The sequence below is a fragment of the Aminobacter sp. P4_D5 genome, assembly GCF_056401815.1.
Genome location: NZ_JBFUIP010000124.1, coordinates 1 through 17,151, shown reverse-complemented (window position 1 = coordinate 17,151; position 17,151 = coordinate 1). Strand labels below are relative to the sequence as shown.

General features: G+C 61.6%; 24 protein-coding genes and 1 tRNA gene. 20 read left to right on the top strand and 5 right to left on the bottom strand.

The window, feature by feature from the left end; genetic code table 11:
- The 6 genes from AC1DWF_RS22330 to AC1DWF_RS22305 all read left to right on the top strand — a co-directional run.
- On the top strand, positions 1 to 222 hold a 222-nt coding region (locus AC1DWF_RS22330), incomplete at its 5' end, for a hypothetical protein (protein ID WP_476842067.1).
- Positions 219 to 581 (top strand): hypothetical protein, encoded by a 363-nt coding sequence (locus tag AC1DWF_RS22325; RefSeq protein ID WP_476782893.1) that lies wholly within the window; start codon positions 219 to 221, stop codon positions 579 to 581. The genes AC1DWF_RS22330 and AC1DWF_RS22325, both read left to right, overlap by 4 nt.
- On the top strand, positions 574 to 900 hold the full coding sequence (locus AC1DWF_RS22320) for a hypothetical protein (protein WP_476782892.1): 327 nt from the start codon (positions 574 to 576) through the stop codon (positions 898 to 900). The genes AC1DWF_RS22325 and AC1DWF_RS22320 overlap by 8 nt, the downstream gene beginning before the upstream one ends.
- Positions 897 to 1,115, top strand: a complete 219-nt coding sequence (locus AC1DWF_RS22315) for a hypothetical protein (protein ID WP_476782891.1) — start codon at positions 897 to 899, stop codon at positions 1,113 to 1,115. Before AC1DWF_RS22320 ends, AC1DWF_RS22315 begins: the two co-directional genes overlap by 4 nt.
- Positions 1,112 to 1,360, top strand: coding sequence for a hypothetical protein (locus AC1DWF_RS22310; RefSeq protein WP_476782890.1), 249 nt, complete (start codon positions 1,112 to 1,114; stop codon positions 1,358 to 1,360). Before AC1DWF_RS22315 ends, AC1DWF_RS22310 begins: the two co-directional genes overlap by 4 nt.
- Positions 1,360 to 2,484 (top strand): tyrosine-type recombinase/integrase, encoded by a 1,125-nt coding sequence (locus AC1DWF_RS22305; protein ID WP_476787783.1) that lies wholly within the window; start codon positions 1,360 to 1,362, stop codon positions 2,482 to 2,484. Before AC1DWF_RS22310 ends, AC1DWF_RS22305 begins: the two co-directional genes overlap by 1 nt.
- A 29-nt stretch (positions 2,485 to 2,513) precedes the next feature.
- Here AC1DWF_RS22305 and AC1DWF_RS22300 read toward each other — a convergent pair.
- Positions 2,514 to 2,598: transfer RNA gene (locus tag AC1DWF_RS22300), tRNA-Leu, on the bottom strand.
- Between the two features lie 259 nt (positions 2,599 to 2,857).
- Here AC1DWF_RS22300 and AC1DWF_RS22295 point away from each other — a divergent pair.
- Both AC1DWF_RS22295 and AC1DWF_RS22290 read left to right on the top strand, forming a co-directional pair.
- On the top strand, positions 2,858 to 3,445 hold the full coding sequence (locus tag AC1DWF_RS22295) for a YqaA family protein (RefSeq protein ID WP_476784127.1): 588 nt from the start codon (positions 2,858 to 2,860) through the stop codon (positions 3,443 to 3,445).
- Between the two features lie 37 nt (positions 3,446 to 3,482).
- Positions 3,483 to 3,998: a disulfide bond formation protein B gene (locus AC1DWF_RS22290; protein ID WP_476784126.1), complete on the top strand. Its 516-nt coding sequence runs from the start codon at positions 3,483 to 3,485 to the stop codon at positions 3,996 to 3,998.
- Positions 3,999 to 4,203: 205 nt separating this feature from the next.
- On the opposite strand, the gene AC1DWF_RS22285 is transcribed toward AC1DWF_RS22290, so the two are convergent.
- Positions 4,204 to 4,761, bottom strand: a complete 558-nt coding sequence (locus tag AC1DWF_RS22285; protein WP_476784125.1) for an HNH endonuclease — start codon at positions 4,759 to 4,761, stop codon at positions 4,204 to 4,206.
- 118 nt (positions 4,762 to 4,879) lie between these two features.
- On the bottom strand, positions 4,880 to 5,533 hold the full coding sequence (locus AC1DWF_RS22280; RefSeq protein WP_476787776.1) for a DNA-3-methyladenine glycosylase family protein: 654 nt from the start codon (positions 5,531 to 5,533) through the stop codon (positions 4,880 to 4,882).
- Between the two features lie 75 nt (positions 5,534 to 5,608).
- Here AC1DWF_RS22280 and gluQRS point away from each other — a divergent pair, with 75 nt between their 5' ends.
- On the top strand, positions 5,609 to 6,484 hold the full coding sequence (gluQRS, locus tag AC1DWF_RS22275) for a tRNA glutamyl-Q(34) synthetase GluQRS (protein ID WP_476842066.1): 876 nt from the start codon (positions 5,609 to 5,611) through the stop codon (positions 6,482 to 6,484).
- On the opposite strand, the gene AC1DWF_RS22270 is transcribed toward gluQRS, so the two are convergent.
- On the bottom strand, positions 6,473 to 6,769 hold the full coding sequence (locus AC1DWF_RS22270) for a hypothetical protein (protein WP_476784122.1): 297 nt from the start codon (positions 6,767 to 6,769) through the stop codon (positions 6,473 to 6,475). The genes gluQRS and AC1DWF_RS22270 overlap by 12 nt on opposite strands.
- A gap of 212 nt (positions 6,770 to 6,981) precedes the next feature.
- Between AC1DWF_RS22270 and AC1DWF_RS22265 the strand changes: the two genes are divergently transcribed.
- On the top strand, positions 6,982 to 7,875 hold the full coding sequence (locus AC1DWF_RS22265; protein ID WP_476787777.1) for a DMT family transporter: 894 nt from the start codon (positions 6,982 to 6,984) through the stop codon (positions 7,873 to 7,875).
- On the opposite strand, the gene AC1DWF_RS22260 is transcribed toward AC1DWF_RS22265, so the two are convergent.
- Positions 7,842 to 8,693 (bottom strand): YihY/virulence factor BrkB family protein, encoded by an 852-nt coding sequence (locus AC1DWF_RS22260; RefSeq protein WP_476784120.1) that lies wholly within the window; start codon positions 8,691 to 8,693, stop codon positions 7,842 to 7,844. The genes AC1DWF_RS22265 and AC1DWF_RS22260 overlap by 34 nt on opposite strands.
- A gap of 89 nt (positions 8,694 to 8,782) precedes the next feature.
- Here AC1DWF_RS22260 and AC1DWF_RS22255 point away from each other — a divergent pair, with 89 nt between their 5' ends.
- From AC1DWF_RS22255 to AC1DWF_RS22210, 10 genes are all read left to right on the top strand, one after another.
- A complete protein-coding gene (locus AC1DWF_RS22255) occupies positions 8,783 to 9,625 on the top strand; it encodes an SDR family oxidoreductase (RefSeq protein WP_476784119.1) in 843 nt (280 codons plus the stop codon).
- A 32-nt stretch (positions 9,626 to 9,657) separates the two neighbouring features.
- Complete coding sequence (locus AC1DWF_RS22250) at positions 9,658 to 9,849, top strand: twin transmembrane helix small protein (RefSeq protein WP_476784118.1); 192 nt, start codon at positions 9,658 to 9,660, stop codon at positions 9,847 to 9,849.
- A gap of 6 nt (positions 9,850 to 9,855) precedes the next feature.
- Positions 9,856 to 10,437, top strand: a complete 582-nt coding sequence (locus AC1DWF_RS22245; RefSeq protein ID WP_476787778.1) for a cob(I)yrinic acid a,c-diamide adenosyltransferase — start codon at positions 9,856 to 9,858, stop codon at positions 10,435 to 10,437.
- A 29-nt stretch (positions 10,438 to 10,466) separates the two neighbouring features.
- Positions 10,467 to 11,255, top strand: a complete 789-nt coding sequence (locus AC1DWF_RS22240; RefSeq protein WP_476787779.1) for a rhomboid family intramembrane serine protease — start codon at positions 10,467 to 10,469, stop codon at positions 11,253 to 11,255.
- A 220-nt stretch (positions 11,256 to 11,475) separates the two neighbouring features.
- Positions 11,476 to 12,225: an electron transfer flavoprotein subunit beta/FixA family protein gene (locus AC1DWF_RS22235; RefSeq protein ID WP_476785323.1), complete on the top strand. Its 750-nt coding sequence runs from the start codon at positions 11,476 to 11,478 to the stop codon at positions 12,223 to 12,225.
- Between the two features lie 151 nt (positions 12,226 to 12,376).
- The gene (locus AC1DWF_RS22230) at positions 12,377 to 13,306 is read left to right on the top strand and encodes an electron transfer flavoprotein subunit alpha/FixB family protein (RefSeq protein WP_476842065.1); all 930 of its coding nucleotides are present in this window, start codon (positions 12,377 to 12,379) and stop codon (positions 13,304 to 13,306) included.
- A gap of 113 nt (positions 13,307 to 13,419) precedes the next feature.
- Positions 13,420 to 14,301 carry a 3-hydroxybutyryl-CoA dehydrogenase gene (locus AC1DWF_RS22225; RefSeq protein WP_476842064.1) on the top strand — a complete coding sequence of 294 codons (882 nt, stop codon included), beginning with the start codon at positions 13,420 to 13,422 and terminating at the stop codon, positions 14,299 to 14,301.
- Positions 14,302 to 14,564: 263 nt separating this feature from the next.
- On the top strand, positions 14,565 to 15,329 hold the full coding sequence (locus tag AC1DWF_RS22220; protein WP_476842063.1) for an acyltransferase family protein: 765 nt from the start codon (positions 14,565 to 14,567) through the stop codon (positions 15,327 to 15,329).
- Between the two features lie 22 nt (positions 15,330 to 15,351).
- Positions 15,352 to 16,580, top strand: a protein-coding gene (locus AC1DWF_RS22215) for an IS3 family transposase (protein WP_476785319.1) whose coding sequence is annotated in 2 segments (ribosomal slippage) — positions 15,352 to 15,700 and positions 15,700 to 16,580 — 1,230 coding nt in all. Because the reading frame shifts where the segments join, the coding sequence is not laid out codon by codon here.
- A 407-nt stretch (positions 16,581 to 16,987) separates the two neighbouring features.
- On the top strand, positions 16,988 to 17,151 hold a 164-nt coding region (locus AC1DWF_RS22210), incomplete at its 3' end, for a transposase (RefSeq protein ID WP_476789646.1).

The window sequence follows — 17,151 nt, the reverse complement described above, 5'->3', positions numbered from 1 at the left end:
GTTACGCACAGGTTCCGCGATGAAATGGAAGACCTCATCGCGGCGATGATGAATGAACCCGATCTCACCATGGAGGGGCTGCTTATCAAGGCCCAGGCGCTGGCCGCGTGGGACAAAAGCGGCAAGGGAATGGCCAAACTCGCCATCCGCCACGCCATACAATGGCACGGGCAGATCGCTGCATCGATCCTGCGCCATGCGGAAGGCGGTGCAAGCTCATGAACGACCTGTTTCCAATCGACGTGCCAACCGACGCAATCTTTTCCGACGCTCTGCGGATCGACCCAGTCCTCGGCGACGGCATGTTCCCACGCTTGCGCGAAGGCTTCGATTTCGTGCTGGTCAAGCCGGTGCACGGTTATGTCGGGGAGGGTACTTACGTCTACCACAATGGCGTCGGTCCCGAGCTCGTCTGCGTCCAGAACATGATCGACCGGCTTCGGCTGTTCAAAGAGAACCAGCGCTATTCCGATCACTACTGCTCGAAAGAACAGTTCGACGACAGCGTGCTCGCCATCGTCGTTGCGGACATCAAAGTGCGTGACCATCGGTTCTTGGAGGGAGGGCGTCGCAATGGCTGACCTCCGAGAGATCGAAGTCCTGATCGCTGCACACGCCGCAACGTGGGTGACGCTGGACGCGGCCTGCGAGGCGACTGACAACGCATCCGGCAAGGATGCCAAGGCGACAGCCGAAGCGGCGCAGGCCATAACCAGCGAAGCCACATTCGATGCGATTTGGGCCATCATCGAGCATCCGTACTCTTCGCTTGATGGCCTGAAGCGCGGCATGGCCTACCTCGTCGAGCACCATCGCTCGACCGGCGACGGCAATCTTGGTCAGTGGCTGCTTGGCCTAGCCTGCCACATGGCCGGCGTATCCGAGGAGGAAGCGGCATGAGGCTGATCCGCTCCCTGCTGGCGCTCTATCACTCAAAGCGAGCCCTCGACCTGCAACGCCGGTCCGATTGGCATGCCGAGCGCTTCGGCGCACTGCGGACCACCTGTCGACCAGCCGCTGCGCCCATGTCTGCCGCCGAGCTTTTCCTTCTGGCATCGATCGTAGGTGTCGGCCTCGCCGGCATCTGGGTTGGCATCATCTGGAGGGCGGCATGAAAGCACGCCCCCTCCCCGACAGCCTGCCGCCGGTCGGCATCAGCCGCGAACAGGCTGCAGCCTTCATCGGCATCAGCTCAACCTTGTTCGATCGGCTGGTTCATGAAGGCATGATGCCGGACGGCAGGCAGATTTTCGGTCGTATTGTCTGGGACGTTCAAGAGGTGGCGGACGCCTTCCGGCGTTTACCACACCGCTCGGAGGCCGTTGACCTGAAGCCCGAAGGGAGCAATCCTTGGAACTGATGCCGAAGAAGCTTCCTAAAGGCGTAACCATTGACCGAGACAAGCGCAAAAACGTGCGCTTGTATTTCCGCGCGCCTGGCCGTTCGAAGGTACGGCTCACCGAGTCGCCGGGAACTAAAGAGTTCGAGGCCGAAGTGTCTTGTGCGCGGCTCGGCTTGCCATACCAGAAGGCCGGGGCCGAGACGGCTAAGGGGCCTGCCGGCGCAGCCGAAGGTTCGCTTCTATGGCTCATTCACCAATACAAAGCCCGCGCGAAGATCGCCGCCAGCGGCTTGGCAAGGCGCGCACGCCTGCTCGACGAAATTGCCTTGAGCAAGCACCGCGACAAGAAGCGCGGGTCCCTGCCCTTCGCGCTTATGGAGCGTAAGCACATCCTCGAAATTCGGGACACGCTCCGCTCGACCGCTGGTGCCCAAAACGACATCGTGAAAGTTCTGTCCGCGCTCTTCGGATGGGCGGTGGAGAACGACATTGCCAAGGTCAATCCGGCTCTGCGCATCAAGCGGCTGCATTCCGGCGACGGCTTCCACACTTGGACCAGAGAAGAGGTATTGCAGTACGAGCAGCGTCACCCCGTCGGCACTAAGGCCCGCCTTGCTCTTCATCTCGCGATGTTTACCGGCCTGCGTCTGTCCGACCTGGCTATCGTTGGGCGGCAGCATATCCGCGACGGGTGGTTGACCATTCGTCCAGGAAAGACTGCGAAATCTTCGGGCGTCGTGGTCGAGCTCCCGGTCATTGCGCCGCTGCGCGCCACACTGGACAGCAGCGAAACCGGCAACCTCACCTTCCTTGTCACCGAGTTCAACAAGCCGTTCACCGTCAACGGGCTTGGGAACAAGATGCGACAGTGGTGTGACGAGGCCGAGCTACCTGAATGCTCGATGCACGGGCTGCGGAAAGCTGGCGCAACGGTTGCGGCGGAAAACGGCGCAACCGACGAACAGTTGATGGCAATTTTCGGATGGACCACGAAGGCGCAGACGACGCACTACACCAAGAAAGCGAACCGCCGGCGACTCGCTGCGAGTGCCGCTGACAAGCTAAACCCGGAACAAAAAATGGACGGAATTGTCCCACTCGTTCAGGCCATTGGAGAAAGTGGGACAAAAAAGGCGAATTAGCCTTTAATATCAAAGCCCTCGAAAAGGGTTGGTGCCCCTAGCCGGAATCGAACCAGCACTCCTTGCGGAACTCGATTTTGAGTCGAGCGCGTCTACCAATTCCGCCATAGGGGCCTGTCCTAGATGGACAGAATGGTCGCGGACTATACGGTTGAGCCGCCCTCCGTCAACTGGGCAGCGGCGTCTTTCTTCAACTTGATGCCACGATCTCACCGTCCTCACCGACGCGATCATCAGTGGCAGCTGTGCCTTTGGGTGTGGTCATGCGACAGATTGTGCCGGTTACCCCAGCTTGTGCATTCGTGAAGCCCCCAAGCATTGTGCGCCCCAGCAATTCTTCCTAAACAGGCAGCGCACATTTCAAGGGGGCCCGATGCTTCGCCGACTCTACGACTGGACCTTGTCGCTCTCGGCAAGGAAATCCGCCGAATGGTGGCTGGCCTTCATTGCCTTCGTCGAAAGCTCGGTCTTCCTGGTGCCCGCCGACGTGCTCTATTTGCCGATGGCGCTGTCGCGCCCAGACCGCGCCTATCGTTATGCGATCGTGGCAACCGTGGCCTCGGTGCTTGGCGGCATAGCCGGCTGGTATATCGGCCACTACGCCTTCGAGGCGGTGGCCAAGCCCGTGCTGGAATTTTACGGCAAATATGACGAATTCGAAGCGTTGAAGCTGTCGTCTGGCACCGGCATCATCTTGTTGATGCTGGTGACGTCGGGCCTTTCGCACCTGCCGCCGATCAAGGTGGTCACCATCCTGTCGGGCGTCATCGGTTTTCCGCTCGGCTGGTTCATCGTCTCGGCGATCATTGCCCGCGGCGCACGTTTCCTGTTCCTGGCCTGGCTGCTCAGGACCTATGGCGAGCCGATCAGGAACTTCATCGAAAAACGCCTTGGCCTGCTGGCAGGCCTCGCGGCGGCTGCCCTCATTTTGCTTTATCTTCTCGTCAGATACCTGCACTGAACGGCAGATGCCGGTAACAACAGCTGGGCACCAAAGAATGACCTCCCTCGCCTCCCCGACCGGCCGCAGCCAGACGCTGACCGCAATCTTCCTCGCCGTTGCCATGGCTGTTGTCGTCGGCACGGCGCTGGGCTTCCAGCACTTGGGCGGCTACATGCCCTGCAAGCTCTGCCTCGAGCAGCGCACGCCCTATTATGTCGGCGTGCCGCTGATGGCGCTGGCAGCACTTTCGTCGGCGATGCACTGGCCAGCCTGGCTGACGCGCGGCTTGCTGGCCGTCGGCGGGCTGCTGATGCTCTACGGGCTCTATCTCGGCGGCTATCATGCCGGCGTCGAATGGCGCTGGTGGGCAGGCCCGACCGACTGCGCGGCGGTGAGCGGCACGATCGACACCGGCGGCAAGGGGCTCCTGGACGTCCTCAATGACGTTGTGCCGCCGCGTTGCGAGGATGCGGCGCTGCGCGTGCTCGGCCTGTCCTTTGCCGGCTGGAACGTGCTCGCCAGCGCGTTCCTGGCTGTGGTTGCCCTGCGCGGTGCGTTCGCGAAGGCTTGATGATCGTTTCCTTCTCCACGTTCACGGGGAGAAGGCGGCTGAGCGTAGCGAAGCCGGATGAGGGGCTACGCCAACGTTCGAGAGCTTGTGCTGCCCCTCATCTGCCTGCCGGCGTTCGATGCTCAAAAAGCCAAGCAATTGGCTTTTTGCCCGCTGCGCGGACCGCACCTCACCTCCTCGTAAACGGGGAGAAGAACGAAAGCCTCTACGGCTCCAGCTCGACATCCCAGTAGAGATAATCCATCCAGCTTTCGTGCAGATGGTTGGGCGGGAACAGCCGGCCATTGTTGTGCAGGTCGTGCACCGTCGGCTGGAACGGCTTTTGCAGCGGCCACATCTTGGCCTGCGCCGGCATCAGCCCACCCTTCCTGAGATTGCAGGGCGAGCAGGCGGCAACGACATTTTCCCAGGTCGTCGCCCCACCGCTGTGGCGCGGGACGACGTGATCGAAGGTCAGATCCTCCGGCGTGCCGCAATACTGGCACTGGAAACGATCGCGCAGGAACACGTTGAAACGCGTGAAGGCGGGATAGCGCGACGGCTTCACATAATGCTTCAGGCTGACGACACTGGGCAGCTTCATCGAAAAAGTCGGCGAGGAGACCGCGTGATCATATTCGGCAACGATGTTGACGCGGTCGAGGAACACCGCCTTGATCGCGTCCTGCCAGGACCAGAGCGACAAGGGGTAGTAGCTGAGCGGACGATAATCCGCATTCAGCACCAGTGCTGGGAGCCCATCCGGAGACACGGCGACCGTCACTTCCACTACCTCCTCGGTCCTCGAACCTAACGGTGCGAATACTGTAAGCCCGAGGTGACAGGAATGTGAAGCGCCTAGTCGGTCATAAAGCCTGTCAAAAAATCGCGATTTCGCGGATTTAAGCAGGATTTCCGGCCGGCGGTGCACCATCGCGACCGCGGGTCTCGCGATAATACGCCCAGAACAGCCGCGAAGCGACCCCTCGCCACGGCGCCCATGATTCGGCAAGCCGAATCAGTGCCTTTTCGCCGGGGCGCGGATCGATGCCCAGCGCATGGCCGACAGCCGATTGCAGCGCGACGTCGCGGGCGGGGAAAATGTCGGGGTGGCCAGCGGCAAACAGCAGATAAACCTCCGCCGTCCAAGGGCCGATGCCTGATATGGCGACCATTGCAGCCATCGCCTCCTGGGCGTCGAGCAGGCAGAGCCCGTCGAGGTCGAGTCCGTCGCTTGCTGCCTGGGCCACTGCCAGCAATGTCCGCTGCTTGGGCCTGGACAGTCCGGCCTCGCGAAAAACGCCCTCGCCGGCGGCGAGCAGCACCTCAGGCGTCAACGGGTCAACAAGAGCAGTGAAGCGGCCGAAGATAGCCCTGGCGCTCGCGGTCGACACCTGCTGGGAAACGATGATCGAAGCAAGGCTGGCAAAACCTGGCTCGGTCAGCCTGAGCGGCACGTCGCCGGCCATTTCGCGCACGGCCTTTAGCCGCGGATCGAGCGCGCAAAGCGCATCGAGACCGAGATTGACGTCGTCGAGATTGGAAATCCGGTGCATCGCGTCACTTGTTAGGTTGCGACGGGCAACGTAGCAATCGACAACGCAACCGTTCAATCCGAAACCGCAACGCTCATGACTGCTCCTGTCTTTCGCTTCGCGCCGAGCCCGAATGGTGAACTGCATCTGGGTCATGCGCTTTCTGCGCTGACCAACCAGCGCATGGCCAATGCAACCGGCGGGCGGCTATTGCTGCGCATCGAAGACATCGACGTGACCCGCTGCACTCCGGAATTCGAGGCGGCAATCTYTCGCGATCTCGCCTGGCTTGGGCTTGGTTGGGAAGAACCGGTGCGGCGTCAGTCCGAGCATTTCAGCTGTTATCAGGCAGCGCTGGAGCGGCTGCAGCGCGAGGGGCTGGTCTATCCCGCCTTCATGAGCCGTGGCGAAATCCGTGGCGCCATCATGGATCATGAAGCCACCGGGCAAGATTGGCCGCGCGATCCCGATGGCGCCCCGGTCTATCCTGGTAATGACAAGACGCTGTCGGCGCGCGAGCGTAAGCGACGCATCGATGGGGGCGCCCCCTTTGCCTGGCGGCTCGACACGGAGGCAGCGCTGACGCGACTGAAGGGCCCGTTGAGCTGGCGCGAATGGACAAACGAGAGCATGGGCGCATCGTCCGAGATCGCCGCCGCCCCCCAGCAATGGGGCGATGTCATCATCGCGCGGCGGGAGATTCCCACCAGCTATCACCTGTCCGTGGTGATCGATGATGCGCTGCAAGGGGTGAGCCACGTCGTGCGCGGCCAGGATCTGTATTTCGCGACTTCGGTGCAGCGGTTGCTGCAGGAAGTTCTCAAACTGCCCCAGCCCACCTACTTCCACCACAGGCTCGTGCTCGGGCCGGACGGACGCAAGCTGTCGAAAAGCCAACGCGACACCGGCCTCAGCGCGTTGCGTGAGGCTGGTGAGACGCCCGAGATGGTGATGGCAGGGCTAGGGCTGTAGGAGCCGAGCGAGAGCAGCCTTGAGCAGAGCCAGAACTGAGATGAAGACGAAGGCGCCGCCGAGCCCCCAGGCGGTAGCCAGGCTCAAATTGCGCAAAGTGATGCCGTAGCTGTTGGCAGCCAGCACCGCGCCGAAGAAGCCGGCGGTGAACAGCACCATGTTGCCGGTCGGGCCAAACCCGTCCTCCTTCATGATGGCGTCGAGGGCTGCGCCGAAGAAAAACGCCATGACGGCGACGAAGGCGATCGCCATCATCAGCCAGCCCGGATCCAGATTCCACAACATCCGCGGTCCTTTCACAGGCCGACAATGCAGATCTAAGGGGCGGTTCTACCGGGCCGCCTCCGGGGCATGCTTCATCCGGATCGGATCGTCAGATCAGGTCCGGTGAACCTATGGATCAATCGTTTCATTTTGCTTGTCCTAATATTCGGCATTAGAGCGATTTCGATAAACTTCCTTTCCGGGCGCGGCGTCCGGCGACGCTCGGGGCACCCATGACCTCCACTACAAAGCGGCTGATCCCGGCGACCTTCGTGCTGCTGTGGGCGACCGGCTTCATCGGCGCGCGTTACGCCATGCCATGGGCGGAGCCGTTCACCTTCCTCGCCGTGCGGTTCGTCCTGGCATTCATGGTGCTGGGCGCGGTGATGCTGGTGCTGGGCTCCGGGCGGCTTTCGCGGCGCGCAGCCCTTCATGCCGTGCTCATCGGCATGCTGCTGCACGGGGTCTATCTCGGCGGCGTGTTCTGGGCGATCCACCAGGGCCTGCCAGCGGGATTGTCGGCGCTGATCGCAGGTCTCCAGCCGCTGGTAACGGCAGTGCTGGCCGGCAAGCTGCTTGGCGAAGAGATCCGCCCGCGCCATTGGGTAGGCCTTGCTGTCGGCTTCGTCGGCGTGATGATCGTGCTGTCGCCGAAGCTCGGCACACTCGGCGGCGGCGTGACGTGGCAGACGCTGACGGCCTCCGTCATCGCCATGGCCGGCATCAGCGCCGGCACCATCTGGCAAAAGCGCGTCGGGTCGACCGGCGATCTCGTGACCGGCACCTTCTGGCAATATGTCGGTGCAGCGATCCTGATGGCGGCCGCCTCGATGATCTTCGAGACACGCCAGATGACGGTCAATGGCGAGTTGATCTTCGCCATGGCCTGGCTGGTCGTCGTGCTGTCGATCGGCGCGATCTTTCTTTTGATGGTGATGATCCGCGACGGCGCGATGTCGAAGGTCGCATCGCTGTTCTACCTTGTGCCATCGGTGACGGCCGTCATCGCCTGGCTGCTGTTTGGCGAGCAGCTGTCACTGGTCCAGCTGGTTGGCATGGCGATCGCCACGCTGGGCGTCGGCCTTGCGACGGCTCAACCCGGAACGCGGGCGCGGGCTTCGAGGTAACGGCTGATCGCGGCGTTAAGCTCGCCGCCCAGGATGAAGATCGCAGAGATGATGTAAAGGAACACCACCGCGATCATGATCGAGGCGAGGCCAGCATAGGTGGTGACGTAGGACGAGAAGGTGTCGAGATAGGCGGCGAAGATCGTCGAGCCGATGAGCCAGGCGATCAGCGTGAAGACGATGCCCGGTATGATGCTGAGGAAGCGGCGGCGCCCCGCCGGCAGCCACATATGCACGGCAAACAGGCCAAAGACGATAACACCCGAGGCGATGGTGAAGCGCCACACGGTGATGGTGCCCATATAGGGCTGAATCCACACGAACTTGGCTTCGAGGATGCGCGCAATGATCGGCGCGAAGACCAGAAGTACGGAGATGGCAACGAAGCTGATCGTGGCGATGAGCACGAAAAACAGGCTTTGGGTGCGCCGGAACCAGATCGTGCGCGTCTCGGTAACCCGGTAGGCGCGATTGAGCGAGGTGCGCAACGCCTCGACGCCGTTGGAGGCGAAGAAGGCAGCGAGCACCACGCCGTAGGTCAAAAGGTCGGTGCGCTGCACGGTGAGCACGTTGACCACCTCGCGCGCGATGGGCTTGGCGATCTGGTCGGGCCATGTGTCGAAGACAAGGTGCACGGCGGTTTCGGCAAAGGCGTCGGCGCCGAGGAAGCTTGCAAGCGTGGTGGCGAAGATGAGGAACGGAAACAGCGCCATCAGCGAGGAGATAGCAAGATGACTGGCCATCGCCCAGCCGTCGTCGTCATGGAAATGGCCGGCTGCGTCAAAGAGCACCCGCCTTGTGGCGACGATCCTGCGCATCAGGTCCAGTTTACCGCTCCGTCCGATTGTTTCCAGGGCGCGAATATGGGAAGGGTTTGCCCCAGTTGGCAAGTGTTGGCGGCAGCGAAGTGAACCCGATCAAGGAGTTACGCACGATAATCGTGACCGGCGCGTCGTCGGGCATCGGCGCTTATTGTGCGCGCGCGCTGAAGGCCGAGGGCTGGCGCGTGTTTGCCACCGCCCGCAAAGCCGAAGATCTGGCGGCACTTGAGGCCGATGGCCTCGAAGCGCTCTATCTCGATTACACCGAACCCCAGTCGATCGAAGCGCTGGTCGCAACCGTACTGGAACGTACCGGCGGCAGGCTCGACGCTCTGTTCAACAATGGCGCGCACGCCCAGCCGGGCGCTGTCGAAGATCTGCCGATGGCGGCCCTGCGCGACCAGTTCGAGGCCAATTTCTTTGGCTGGCATGACCTGACCCGGCGCATTGTTCCTGTCATGCGCGCGCAAGGGCACGGCCGCATCGTCAACTGCTCGTCGATCCTCGGGCTGACGCCGGTGCCCTTCCGCGGCGCCTATTCCGCCTCCAAGCATGCGCTCGAAGGCCTGATGTTGTGCATGCGCCAGGAACTTGCCGGCACCGGCATCCATGTCTCGATGATCGAGCCGGGACCGGTGACGTCGAAGATCGCCACCAACGGACTGACCTGGTTCCTGCGCTACATCGACCGCGAGAACTCAGCCCACCACCAAGCCTACCGCGCCCAGCTCGACAGGCTGAACAGCGGCGGCTCCAAATCGCGGCTGAAGCTTGGTCCCGAGGCGGTTCATGCGGTATTGCGACACGCCCTGCTGTCGCCGCGTCCGCGTCCGCATTATGTTGTCACGATCCCGGCGAGAATCGGCGTCGTGCTGAAGCGGATCCTGCCCGCCTCGCTGCTCTACAAGATTTTGGCCCGGCAAGCCTGAGCCGGCAACGGCCAACAGAACTGGAACCTAACATGGCAACCGTATTCCACATCATCGCCATCGCCTTCATGTTCGCCGTCGTGGTCGTTCTGATCCGCGGCCTCATCAACATGCTGCGCGGCGGTTCGTCCAACACCTCCAACAAGCTGATGCAGGCGCGCGTTCTACTGCAGGCGGTGGCGCTGGTGTTCATCATGCTGACGCTCTATTTCACCCGCGGTTAGTCGGAAATGGTCAAGCTCAACAAGATCTACACCCGCACCGGCGACGACGGCACCACCGGTCTCGGCACCGGCGAGCGGCGGCTCAAATCCGACCTGCGCGTCGAGGCCTATGGCGCGGTCGACGAGGCCAATGCCTGCATCGGCATGGCGCGTGTGCACACGGTGACCGAGCATGCCGAAATCGACGCCATGCTGGGCCGCATCCAAAACGACATGTTCGACCTTGGTGCCGACCTGTCGACGCCCGACACCGGCAAGGATCTGGGCTACGAGCCGCTGCGCATCATCGCCAGCCAGACCGCGCGCATCGAAGCCGACATCGACCGGCTCAACGCCGATCTCGCCCCGCTCAGATCTTTCGTGCTGAATGGCGGCTCGCCGGCAGCCGCAGCACTGCATCTCGCCCGCACGGTCGCGCGGCGCGCCGAGCGCGACATGGTGGCTTTGGCCCAGGACCCTGACGAACACGTCAACCGCGAGGGCATCCGCTACATCAATCGCGTCTCCGACCTGCTGTTTGTTGCCGCCCGCGTCGTCAATGACAACGGAAAAGCCGATGTGCTATGGGTGCCCGGCAAGAACCGCTGATTTGACCCCGAAGGACGGAAGCGAGCCGCATGTTCATTCCGCTCTACGATTCCAACCATCTGCGCCATATCCGGCTGCAATATGTAACGTTCGCGCTGATCGCCATCAACGTCATCGTCTATCTGGTGACGACGCTTGGCGGCGAGGAGTTTACCCAGGCGACCGTACTCGGATGGGGATACATTCCCGCGGTGGTTCATGATCTTGCGGACCTGTCGCCCGATCTTGTCGTCATTCCCGAAGACCTGAGCTATCTCACCTATTCCTTCCTGCATGGCGACATCTTCCACCTCGGCGGCAACATGCTGTTCTTGTGGGTGTTCGGCGACAATGTCGAAGACGCGCTCGGCCATTTCCGCTTCCTGGTGTTCTACCTGGCTTGTGCGGTTGCAGGCGCCTTCCTGCATGGGCTGATCCTGCCCGGTTCCGAAATGCCCCTGATCGGCGCCTCGGGCGCCATTGCCGGCATCGTTACCGCCTATCTCATCCTTTACCCCCGGGTGAAGATCTGGGTTCTGGCCTTCGCCCGTATTCCGCTGCGCATCCCGGCCTGGATACCGCTGGTCCTGTGGGTCGGCTTCCAGTTCCTGATGATCGCCATTGGCGGCGATGACGAAGTCAGCTGGGCAGCCCATGTCGGCGGTATCATCGCCGGTGCCATTCTGGTGCTCATCCTGCGGCGCCGCGACGTGCCGTTGTTTGCCGATGCGGAAGACGCAGCCCCGCCCAGCGACAAGGCCGAGGCGGCTGTCATGCCCGAACCCGCAACACCCGAACCACCGGCGGAGCAACCGGCGCCACGCTGGGGCCGGCAATAGCGCTCGTGAGCACAGTTCGTTTCAAACGATTTGAGCTTGAAGCAGATATTGACGCTCACGTTAGCCGCAACTACGTTCCGCCCGCTTGCGGCAGCCTCCCGCCACCGAAAGCGTGAGATCAAGTCTGTTTTTCCGCCCAATATGTCGGCAATCGACAATTGCGTGGGCCCGAGCGCTGCTATAGCGCGCACAATATCGCTGTTCAGAGAGGTACCAGCCCATGAAAGTTCTCGTCCCGGTGAAGCGGGTTGTCGATGCGAACGTGAAGGTGCGCGTGAAGAGCGACGGCTCGGGTGTTGAGCTTGCCAACGTCAAGATGGCGATGAACCCGTTCGACGAGATTGCGGTCGAAGAAGCGATCCGCCTCAAGGAAGCCGGCAAGGTCGAAGAGATCATCGTGGTTTCGATCGGACCTGCCCAGGCGCAGGAGACGCTTCGCACCGCGCTCGCCATGGGTGCTGACCGCGCGATCCTGGTCAAGGTCGACGAGGCTGTCGAGCCTCTCGGCGTCGCCAAGGTGCTGAAGGGCGTGGTCGAGGCAGAAAAGCCCGGCCTGGTGCTGCTCGGCAAGCAGGCGATCGACGACGACAGCAATCAGACCGGCCAGATGCTGGCAGCCCTTCTGGGCTGGGCCCAGGGCACCTTTGCCTCGAAGATCGAGCTTGCTGGCGACAAGGCCAATGTGACGCGCGAAGTCGATGGCGGCCTGCAGACTGTCGAGCTCAAGATGCCGGCGATCGTGACTGTGGACCTGCGCCTCAACCAGCCGCGTTATGCGTCCTTGCCCAACATCATGAAGGCCAAGAAAAAGCCGCTCGACGAAAAGTCGGCCGCCGATTTCGGTGCCGACGTCGCCCCGCGCCTCAAGGTGCTGAAGACCGAAGAGCCGAGCGGCCGCAAGGCTGGCGTCAAGGTCAAGACGGTGGCTGAGTTGGTCGACAAGCTCCGGAACGAAGCCGGCGTGCTCTGAGGATTTAAGGTGAGGCCGGGCTGCAAATGGCGCCGTCCTCCGCTTCCGGTGCTCACGTACTGAAGTACGCTCCGCTCCGGTTCTCGGACGTCACCATTTTCGCCACGGCCTGACCTCAAATCAGGCACCTGATGAATCAAGGGATAAAGAAATGGCAATTCTCCTCATCGCMGAACATGACAACGCWWCSCTYTCCGACCAGACCGCCAAGGCGCTSTCGGCAGCCCTCAAGATCGGCTCCGACATCGACGTCCTCGTCGCCGGCAAGGGCGCCAAGGCGGCCGCCGACGCGGCATCGAAGCTCAAGGGTGTTCGTAAAGTGCTGCTCGCCGAAAGCGACGAACTGGCCGAGCGCCTGGCCGAGCCGATGGCCGCACTGGTCGTTTCGCTCGCGCCCAACTACGACACCATCGTGGCTGCTGCGACCTCGACCGGCAAGAACGTCGCCCCGCGCGTGGCTGCCCTGCTCGACGTTGCCCAGGTCTCCGAGATTATCGAAGTGATCTCCGCCGACACCTTCAAGCGCCCGATCTATGCCGGCAACGCCATCCAGACGGTGCAGGCAACGGATACCAAGAAGGTCATCACCGTGCGCACGGCTTCCTTCCAGGCAGCGCCTGAAGGTGGTTCGGCAGCGGTCGAAACGGTTGCGGCTGCCGCCAATCCAGGCCTGTCGACCTTCGTCGAAAACAAGCTGTCGGAGAACGATCGTCCGGAACTGACCTCGGCCAGGATCATCATCTCGGGCGGCCGTGCGCTTGGTTCGTCGGAGAAGTTCCAGGAAGTCATCCTGCCCGTCGCCGACAAGCTCGGTGCCGCCGTTGGCGCTTCGCGTGCTGCCGTCGACGCCGGCTACGCCCCCAATGACTGGCAGGTCGGCCAGACCGGCAAGGTGGTGGCCCCTGACCTCTACATCGCCTGCGGCATCTCGGGTGCGATCCAGCACCTCGCCGGCATGAAGGACTCCAAGGTCATCGTCGCCATCAACAAGGACGAGGAAGCCCCGATCTTCCAGGTTGCCGACTACGGCATCGTCGGCGACCTCTTCGTCATCCTGCCGGAACTCGAAAAGGCGCTTTGACGCTTCAGCGACTACCGTATTAAATATCGTGGCCGGGGTAGACGAGTGCTACTCCGGCCATTTAGTTTGCATTGCACAAAATCTAATAAAAAGCCTTTGACGGGATAGGTGTGATGACGGGTAAGATCGAGACGATCGGCATTGTCGGCGCTGGCCAGATGGGCGGCGGAATTGCGCATGTCTCGGCGCTGGCCGGCTACAGTGTGCTGCTTTACGACATTTCCCCTGACCGCATCGAAAAGGGCATCGCCACAATCAATGGCAACCTGGCGCGCCAGGTTGCGTCCGGCAAGCTCGAGGACCAGGCCCGCAAGGACGCCATGGCCCGCATCTCGTCGGCCCCAGCGATGGCTGACCTCGCAAGTGCTGATCTGGTGATCGAAGCGGCGACCGAAGACGAGACGATCAAGCGCAAGATCTATGCGCAGCTTTGCCCGCAGCTCAATCCCGAGGCGATCCTGGCCACCAACACCTCGTCGATTTCGATCACGCGGCTTGCCGCCCAGACCGACCGCCCCGAGCGTTTCATCGGCATCCACTTCATGAACCCGGTGCCGKTSATGAAGCTKGTCGAGTTGGTGCGCGGTATCGCCACCGAAAACAAGACCTTCGAGACGGCCAAGGCCTTTGTCAGCAACCTCGACAAGACGGTGACGGTGTCGGAGGACTTCCCCGCCTTCATCGTCAACCGCATCCTGTTGCCGATGATCAACGAGGCGATCTACACGCTCTATGAGGGCGTCGGCACGGTCGAAGCCATCGACACCGCCATGAAGCTCGGCGCCAACCACCCGATGGGTCCGCTGCAGCTTGCCGACTTCATTGGCCTCGATACCTGCCTGTCGATTATGCAAGTGCTGCATGATGGCCTGTCGGACTCGAAGTATCGCCCCTGCCCGCTACTGGTGAAGTATGTCGAAGCCGGCTGGCTCGGCCGCAAGACCGGACGTGGCTTCTACGACTATCGCGGCGAACACCCGGTTCCGACGCGGTGACGTCGTTCGGCGGCGCAGCGATGGCCAACAAACAACCCCTCAACACAGGTGCGGTGGCACCTCTGCGTTCTGACGTGCCCGCCTCCCCTACGCCTTTGGGCTAGAAGCCCTTTTCTCGCATCGATGGATTCTACGCCGGATCGGTGCGCGGCATCCATTGGGGTGAGGACCGACTATATTGCGCTTCTCTCGGCCATCTCCATAGTCGTCGAAGCGGACGGACCAATGTCCCGACTGACAAGCACTCCCTTTGCGAGGGCAGGATGGCTGGGTCTTTGGCAGCAGGTTTCCCGGGCCACGTTGGCAGCGGCCGCGTCGGGACCGTCGACTCGTTGAGGTGTTTTGCGATGACTGCAGTGGTCGCGCAACATACCGGCCTGTTGCCCTTTGGATGGACCGGGGTCTGGCTCTTCTACGTAATCTCCGGATTTGTCGTCACCCTTAGCGTCATCGGACGTCAGTCCACGGTGCCGCCAAGCCAGCAACTTTCCAGTTTTTTTGGCCGTCGGATCCGCAGGATCCTTCCGGTATACTACCTCTACGTGCTGGCCGGCATCGCCACGATGCTCATTCTCGGCAAACACATTGATGCGCTGGCAGTCGGATCTCTGCTCGGCTTTTTCAACAACCTAGCCATGGCTGTTGGCCGCGGAGAACTCTCAGCCTGGCCAGTCGGACATCTCTGGACCATCTCAGTGGAGATGCAGTTCTACCTGGTCTATGGTGTCGTGCTCGTTTTCGCGCCGCGCGGGATTGTGATTACTCTGCTTGTTGCATCGCTGCTTTTCACGCCCGCGATGCGGGGGGTCGCGTCCATTGGGTTGAACACCCTCGAATGGACGAGCGAGGCGAAGGCGTACGCCATCTATTCGGGGCCGTTCCTGCATATCGACGCTTTTGCAATGGGCTCACTGCTCGCGTTCGCCAGCCGGAGCCAATTACTGCCCAAGATCGCGACGCCGCTGGCGGTCGCCGGCTGGAGCGCACCCCTTTTTGACYGGACAGTCGGCATAGCCGATAAGGCATAGGCATGCGCCTATGAGTACGACCATGTCCAAAGCCTCTGATGTCCCATTCAGCCGGGTCGAAGTTATTACCTCAGTGCAACGCCGCCGCCGCTGGTCGGTGGCCGAGAAGGTCAGGCTGGTTGAAGAAGCCATGCAGCCTGGCATGAGCGTTTCTTATGTTGCCCGATGTGCGGGCATTTCTCCCTCCCAGCTGTTTGCCTGGAAGCGGCGGATGCTCGAAGGCGGTCATGCCGCTGTGGAAGCCGACGAAGATGTGGTGGCTGCCTCCAGGGTCCGCGAATTGGAGAAACGCGTCCGCGATCTCGAACGGATGCTCGGCCGCAAAACCATGGAGAACGAAATCCTCAAGGAAGCCATTGAGGTGGCTCGCCCAAAAAAACAGACCTTGCCCTTGGTGTCCTGGCACGATCCCGAGGACGGTTCCCGATGAGCGCCATTGCCAAAACCTTGGGCATTGCCCGTTCCAACCTGATCGAGCGCGCCGCTACGCCCGTGGTCCCGCGTGGTCCCTATCGCAAGCATGGGGATGCCGAGCTTTTGTCCGAGATCAGACCGATCATCGACAAGCGTCCAACCTATGGCTACCGCCGCGTCACAGCACTGATCAACCGGCAACGTCGGCTCAATAGCAAGCCGAAGGTCAACGCCAAGCGGATGTTGCGGGTCATGCGCCAGCATCACCTGACGCTGCAACGCTATACGGCCCAACGTCCGGGTCGGACCCATGACGGCGTCGTCGTGGCCCTGCACTCCAACGTACGCTGGTGTTCGGATCATCTGGAGATCCATGCCGGCAATGGCCAGGTGGTCAGGGTGCTTTTTGTCATCGATGCCTGCGACCGTGAAATCATTGGCTGGTCGGCTGTCGCTAACGCCGGGATCTCGGCCGAAATGGTGTGCGATTTGATGATTGCATCGGTCGAGCGCCGCTTTGGCAGCACCACAACCAGCCATCGGGTGGAATGGCTTTCCGACAATGGCAGCGCCTATATCGCGCGTCAGACAGCTCAAACAGCAGCTGCCCTCGGGCTGGCCCTGCTCTTCACGCCGGTCCGAAGCCCGCAGAGCAATGGCATGTCTGAAGCCTTCGTCAAAACCCTCAAACGCGACTATGCATCGACCTACATCTTGCCCGACACGGACACCATCTTGGCCTTGCTGCCAGACTGGTTCGAAGACTACTGTGAATCCCACCCGCACTCAGGACTGAACTTCAAATCGCCGCGCGAGTTCATCCGCCTCAGTGCTTAAACCCAACCGCCGACTGTCCGGCGAAACGGGGTCCATATGTGGACGCCCCTTTGGCAAGAGCTTTATGACGATTCCGTCGATCGGTCGGTTGCAGCCATATGTCCGGCCTGTTCGTGCAGCCGGAGTGGCTGCTGGCCCAGATGCTCTTTGCGAACTGGATCCCTGATCACTCCATCGCGCTCGAAGACGCTGGACCCCACGGGTTCTTCCGATTCCGGCACCACCGATTGGCATCAATCGTTCTTTGCCCTTCCCAATCTTCTCGCGAACGCTCCCGTCCTGACGTCCTATTTGTGCTCAGGCAGGAACGGCGCGGTAGGTCGTAAGCGCCAAGGGCATCCCATCTGGTTTTAGGTAAAGCTTCAGGCGACATTTGGCACGAGCGATCCAGATTGGTGCCATGTTCTATGTCTACGCCTATGCCTGCGGATAGAAATTTTCATTTGATTGAGGCGTTTCCGGCTCCGTTTGAAGGTGCGCCAATTGCGCGTCGTCGGCGCTGGTCTGATGCGTTCAAAGCGGCGATGGTGGCCAAGAGCTTTGAGCCTGGAGCAAACATCTCGGCCTTGGC

Excerpts from the sequence above, each read along its gene's own strand:
- AC1DWF_RS22245 (WP_476787778.1), top strand. The coding sequence starts at position 9,856 with ATGGTCAAGCTCAACAAGATCTACACCCGCACCGGCGACGACGGCACC.
- AC1DWF_RS22250 (WP_476784118.1), top strand. The coding sequence starts at position 9,658 with ATGGCAACCGTATTCCACATCATCGCCATCGCCTTCATGTTCGCCGTC.
- AC1DWF_RS22260 (WP_476784120.1), bottom strand. The coding sequence starts at position 8,693 with ATGCGCAGGATCGTCGCCACAAGGCGGGTGCTCTTTGACGCAGCCGGC.
- AC1DWF_RS22280 (WP_476787776.1), bottom strand. The coding sequence starts at position 5,533 with ATGCACCGGATTTCCAATCTCGACGACGTCAATCTCGGTCTCGATGCG.
- AC1DWF_RS22290 (WP_476784126.1), top strand. The coding sequence starts at position 3,483 with ATGACCTCCCTCGCCTCCCCGACCGGCCGCAGCCAGACGCTGACCGCA.
- AC1DWF_RS22305 (WP_476787783.1), top strand. The coding sequence starts at position 1,360 with ATGCCGAAGAAGCTTCCTAAAGGCGTAACCATTGACCGAGACAAGCGC.
- AC1DWF_RS22315 (WP_476782891.1), top strand. The coding sequence starts at position 897 with ATGAGGCTGATCCGCTCCCTGCTGGCGCTCTATCACTCAAAGCGAGCC.
- AC1DWF_RS22310 (WP_476782890.1), top strand. The coding sequence starts at position 1,112 with ATGAAAGCACGCCCCCTCCCCGACAGCCTGCCGCCGGTCGGCATCAGC.
- AC1DWF_RS22270 (WP_476784122.1), bottom strand. The coding sequence starts at position 6,769 with ATGTTGTGGAATCTGGATCCGGGCTGGCTGATGATGGCGATCGCCTTC.
- AC1DWF_RS22265 (WP_476787777.1), top strand. The coding sequence starts at position 6,982 with ATGACCTCCACTACAAAGCGGCTGATCCCGGCGACCTTCGTGCTGCTG.
- AC1DWF_RS22240 (WP_476787779.1), top strand. The coding sequence starts at position 10,467 with ATGTTCATTCCGCTCTACGATTCCAACCATCTGCGCCATATCCGGCTG.
- AC1DWF_RS22320 (WP_476782892.1), top strand. The coding sequence starts at position 574 with ATGGCTGACCTCCGAGAGATCGAAGTCCTGATCGCTGCACACGCCGCA.
- AC1DWF_RS22235 (WP_476785323.1), top strand. The coding sequence starts at position 11,476 with ATGAAAGTTCTCGTCCCGGTGAAGCGGGTTGTCGATGCGAACGTGAAG.
- AC1DWF_RS22295 (WP_476784127.1), top strand. The coding sequence starts at position 2,858 with ATGCTTCGCCGACTCTACGACTGGACCTTGTCGCTCTCGGCAAGGAAA.
- AC1DWF_RS22325 (WP_476782893.1), top strand. The coding sequence starts at position 219 with ATGAACGACCTGTTTCCAATCGACGTGCCAACCGACGCAATCTTTTCC.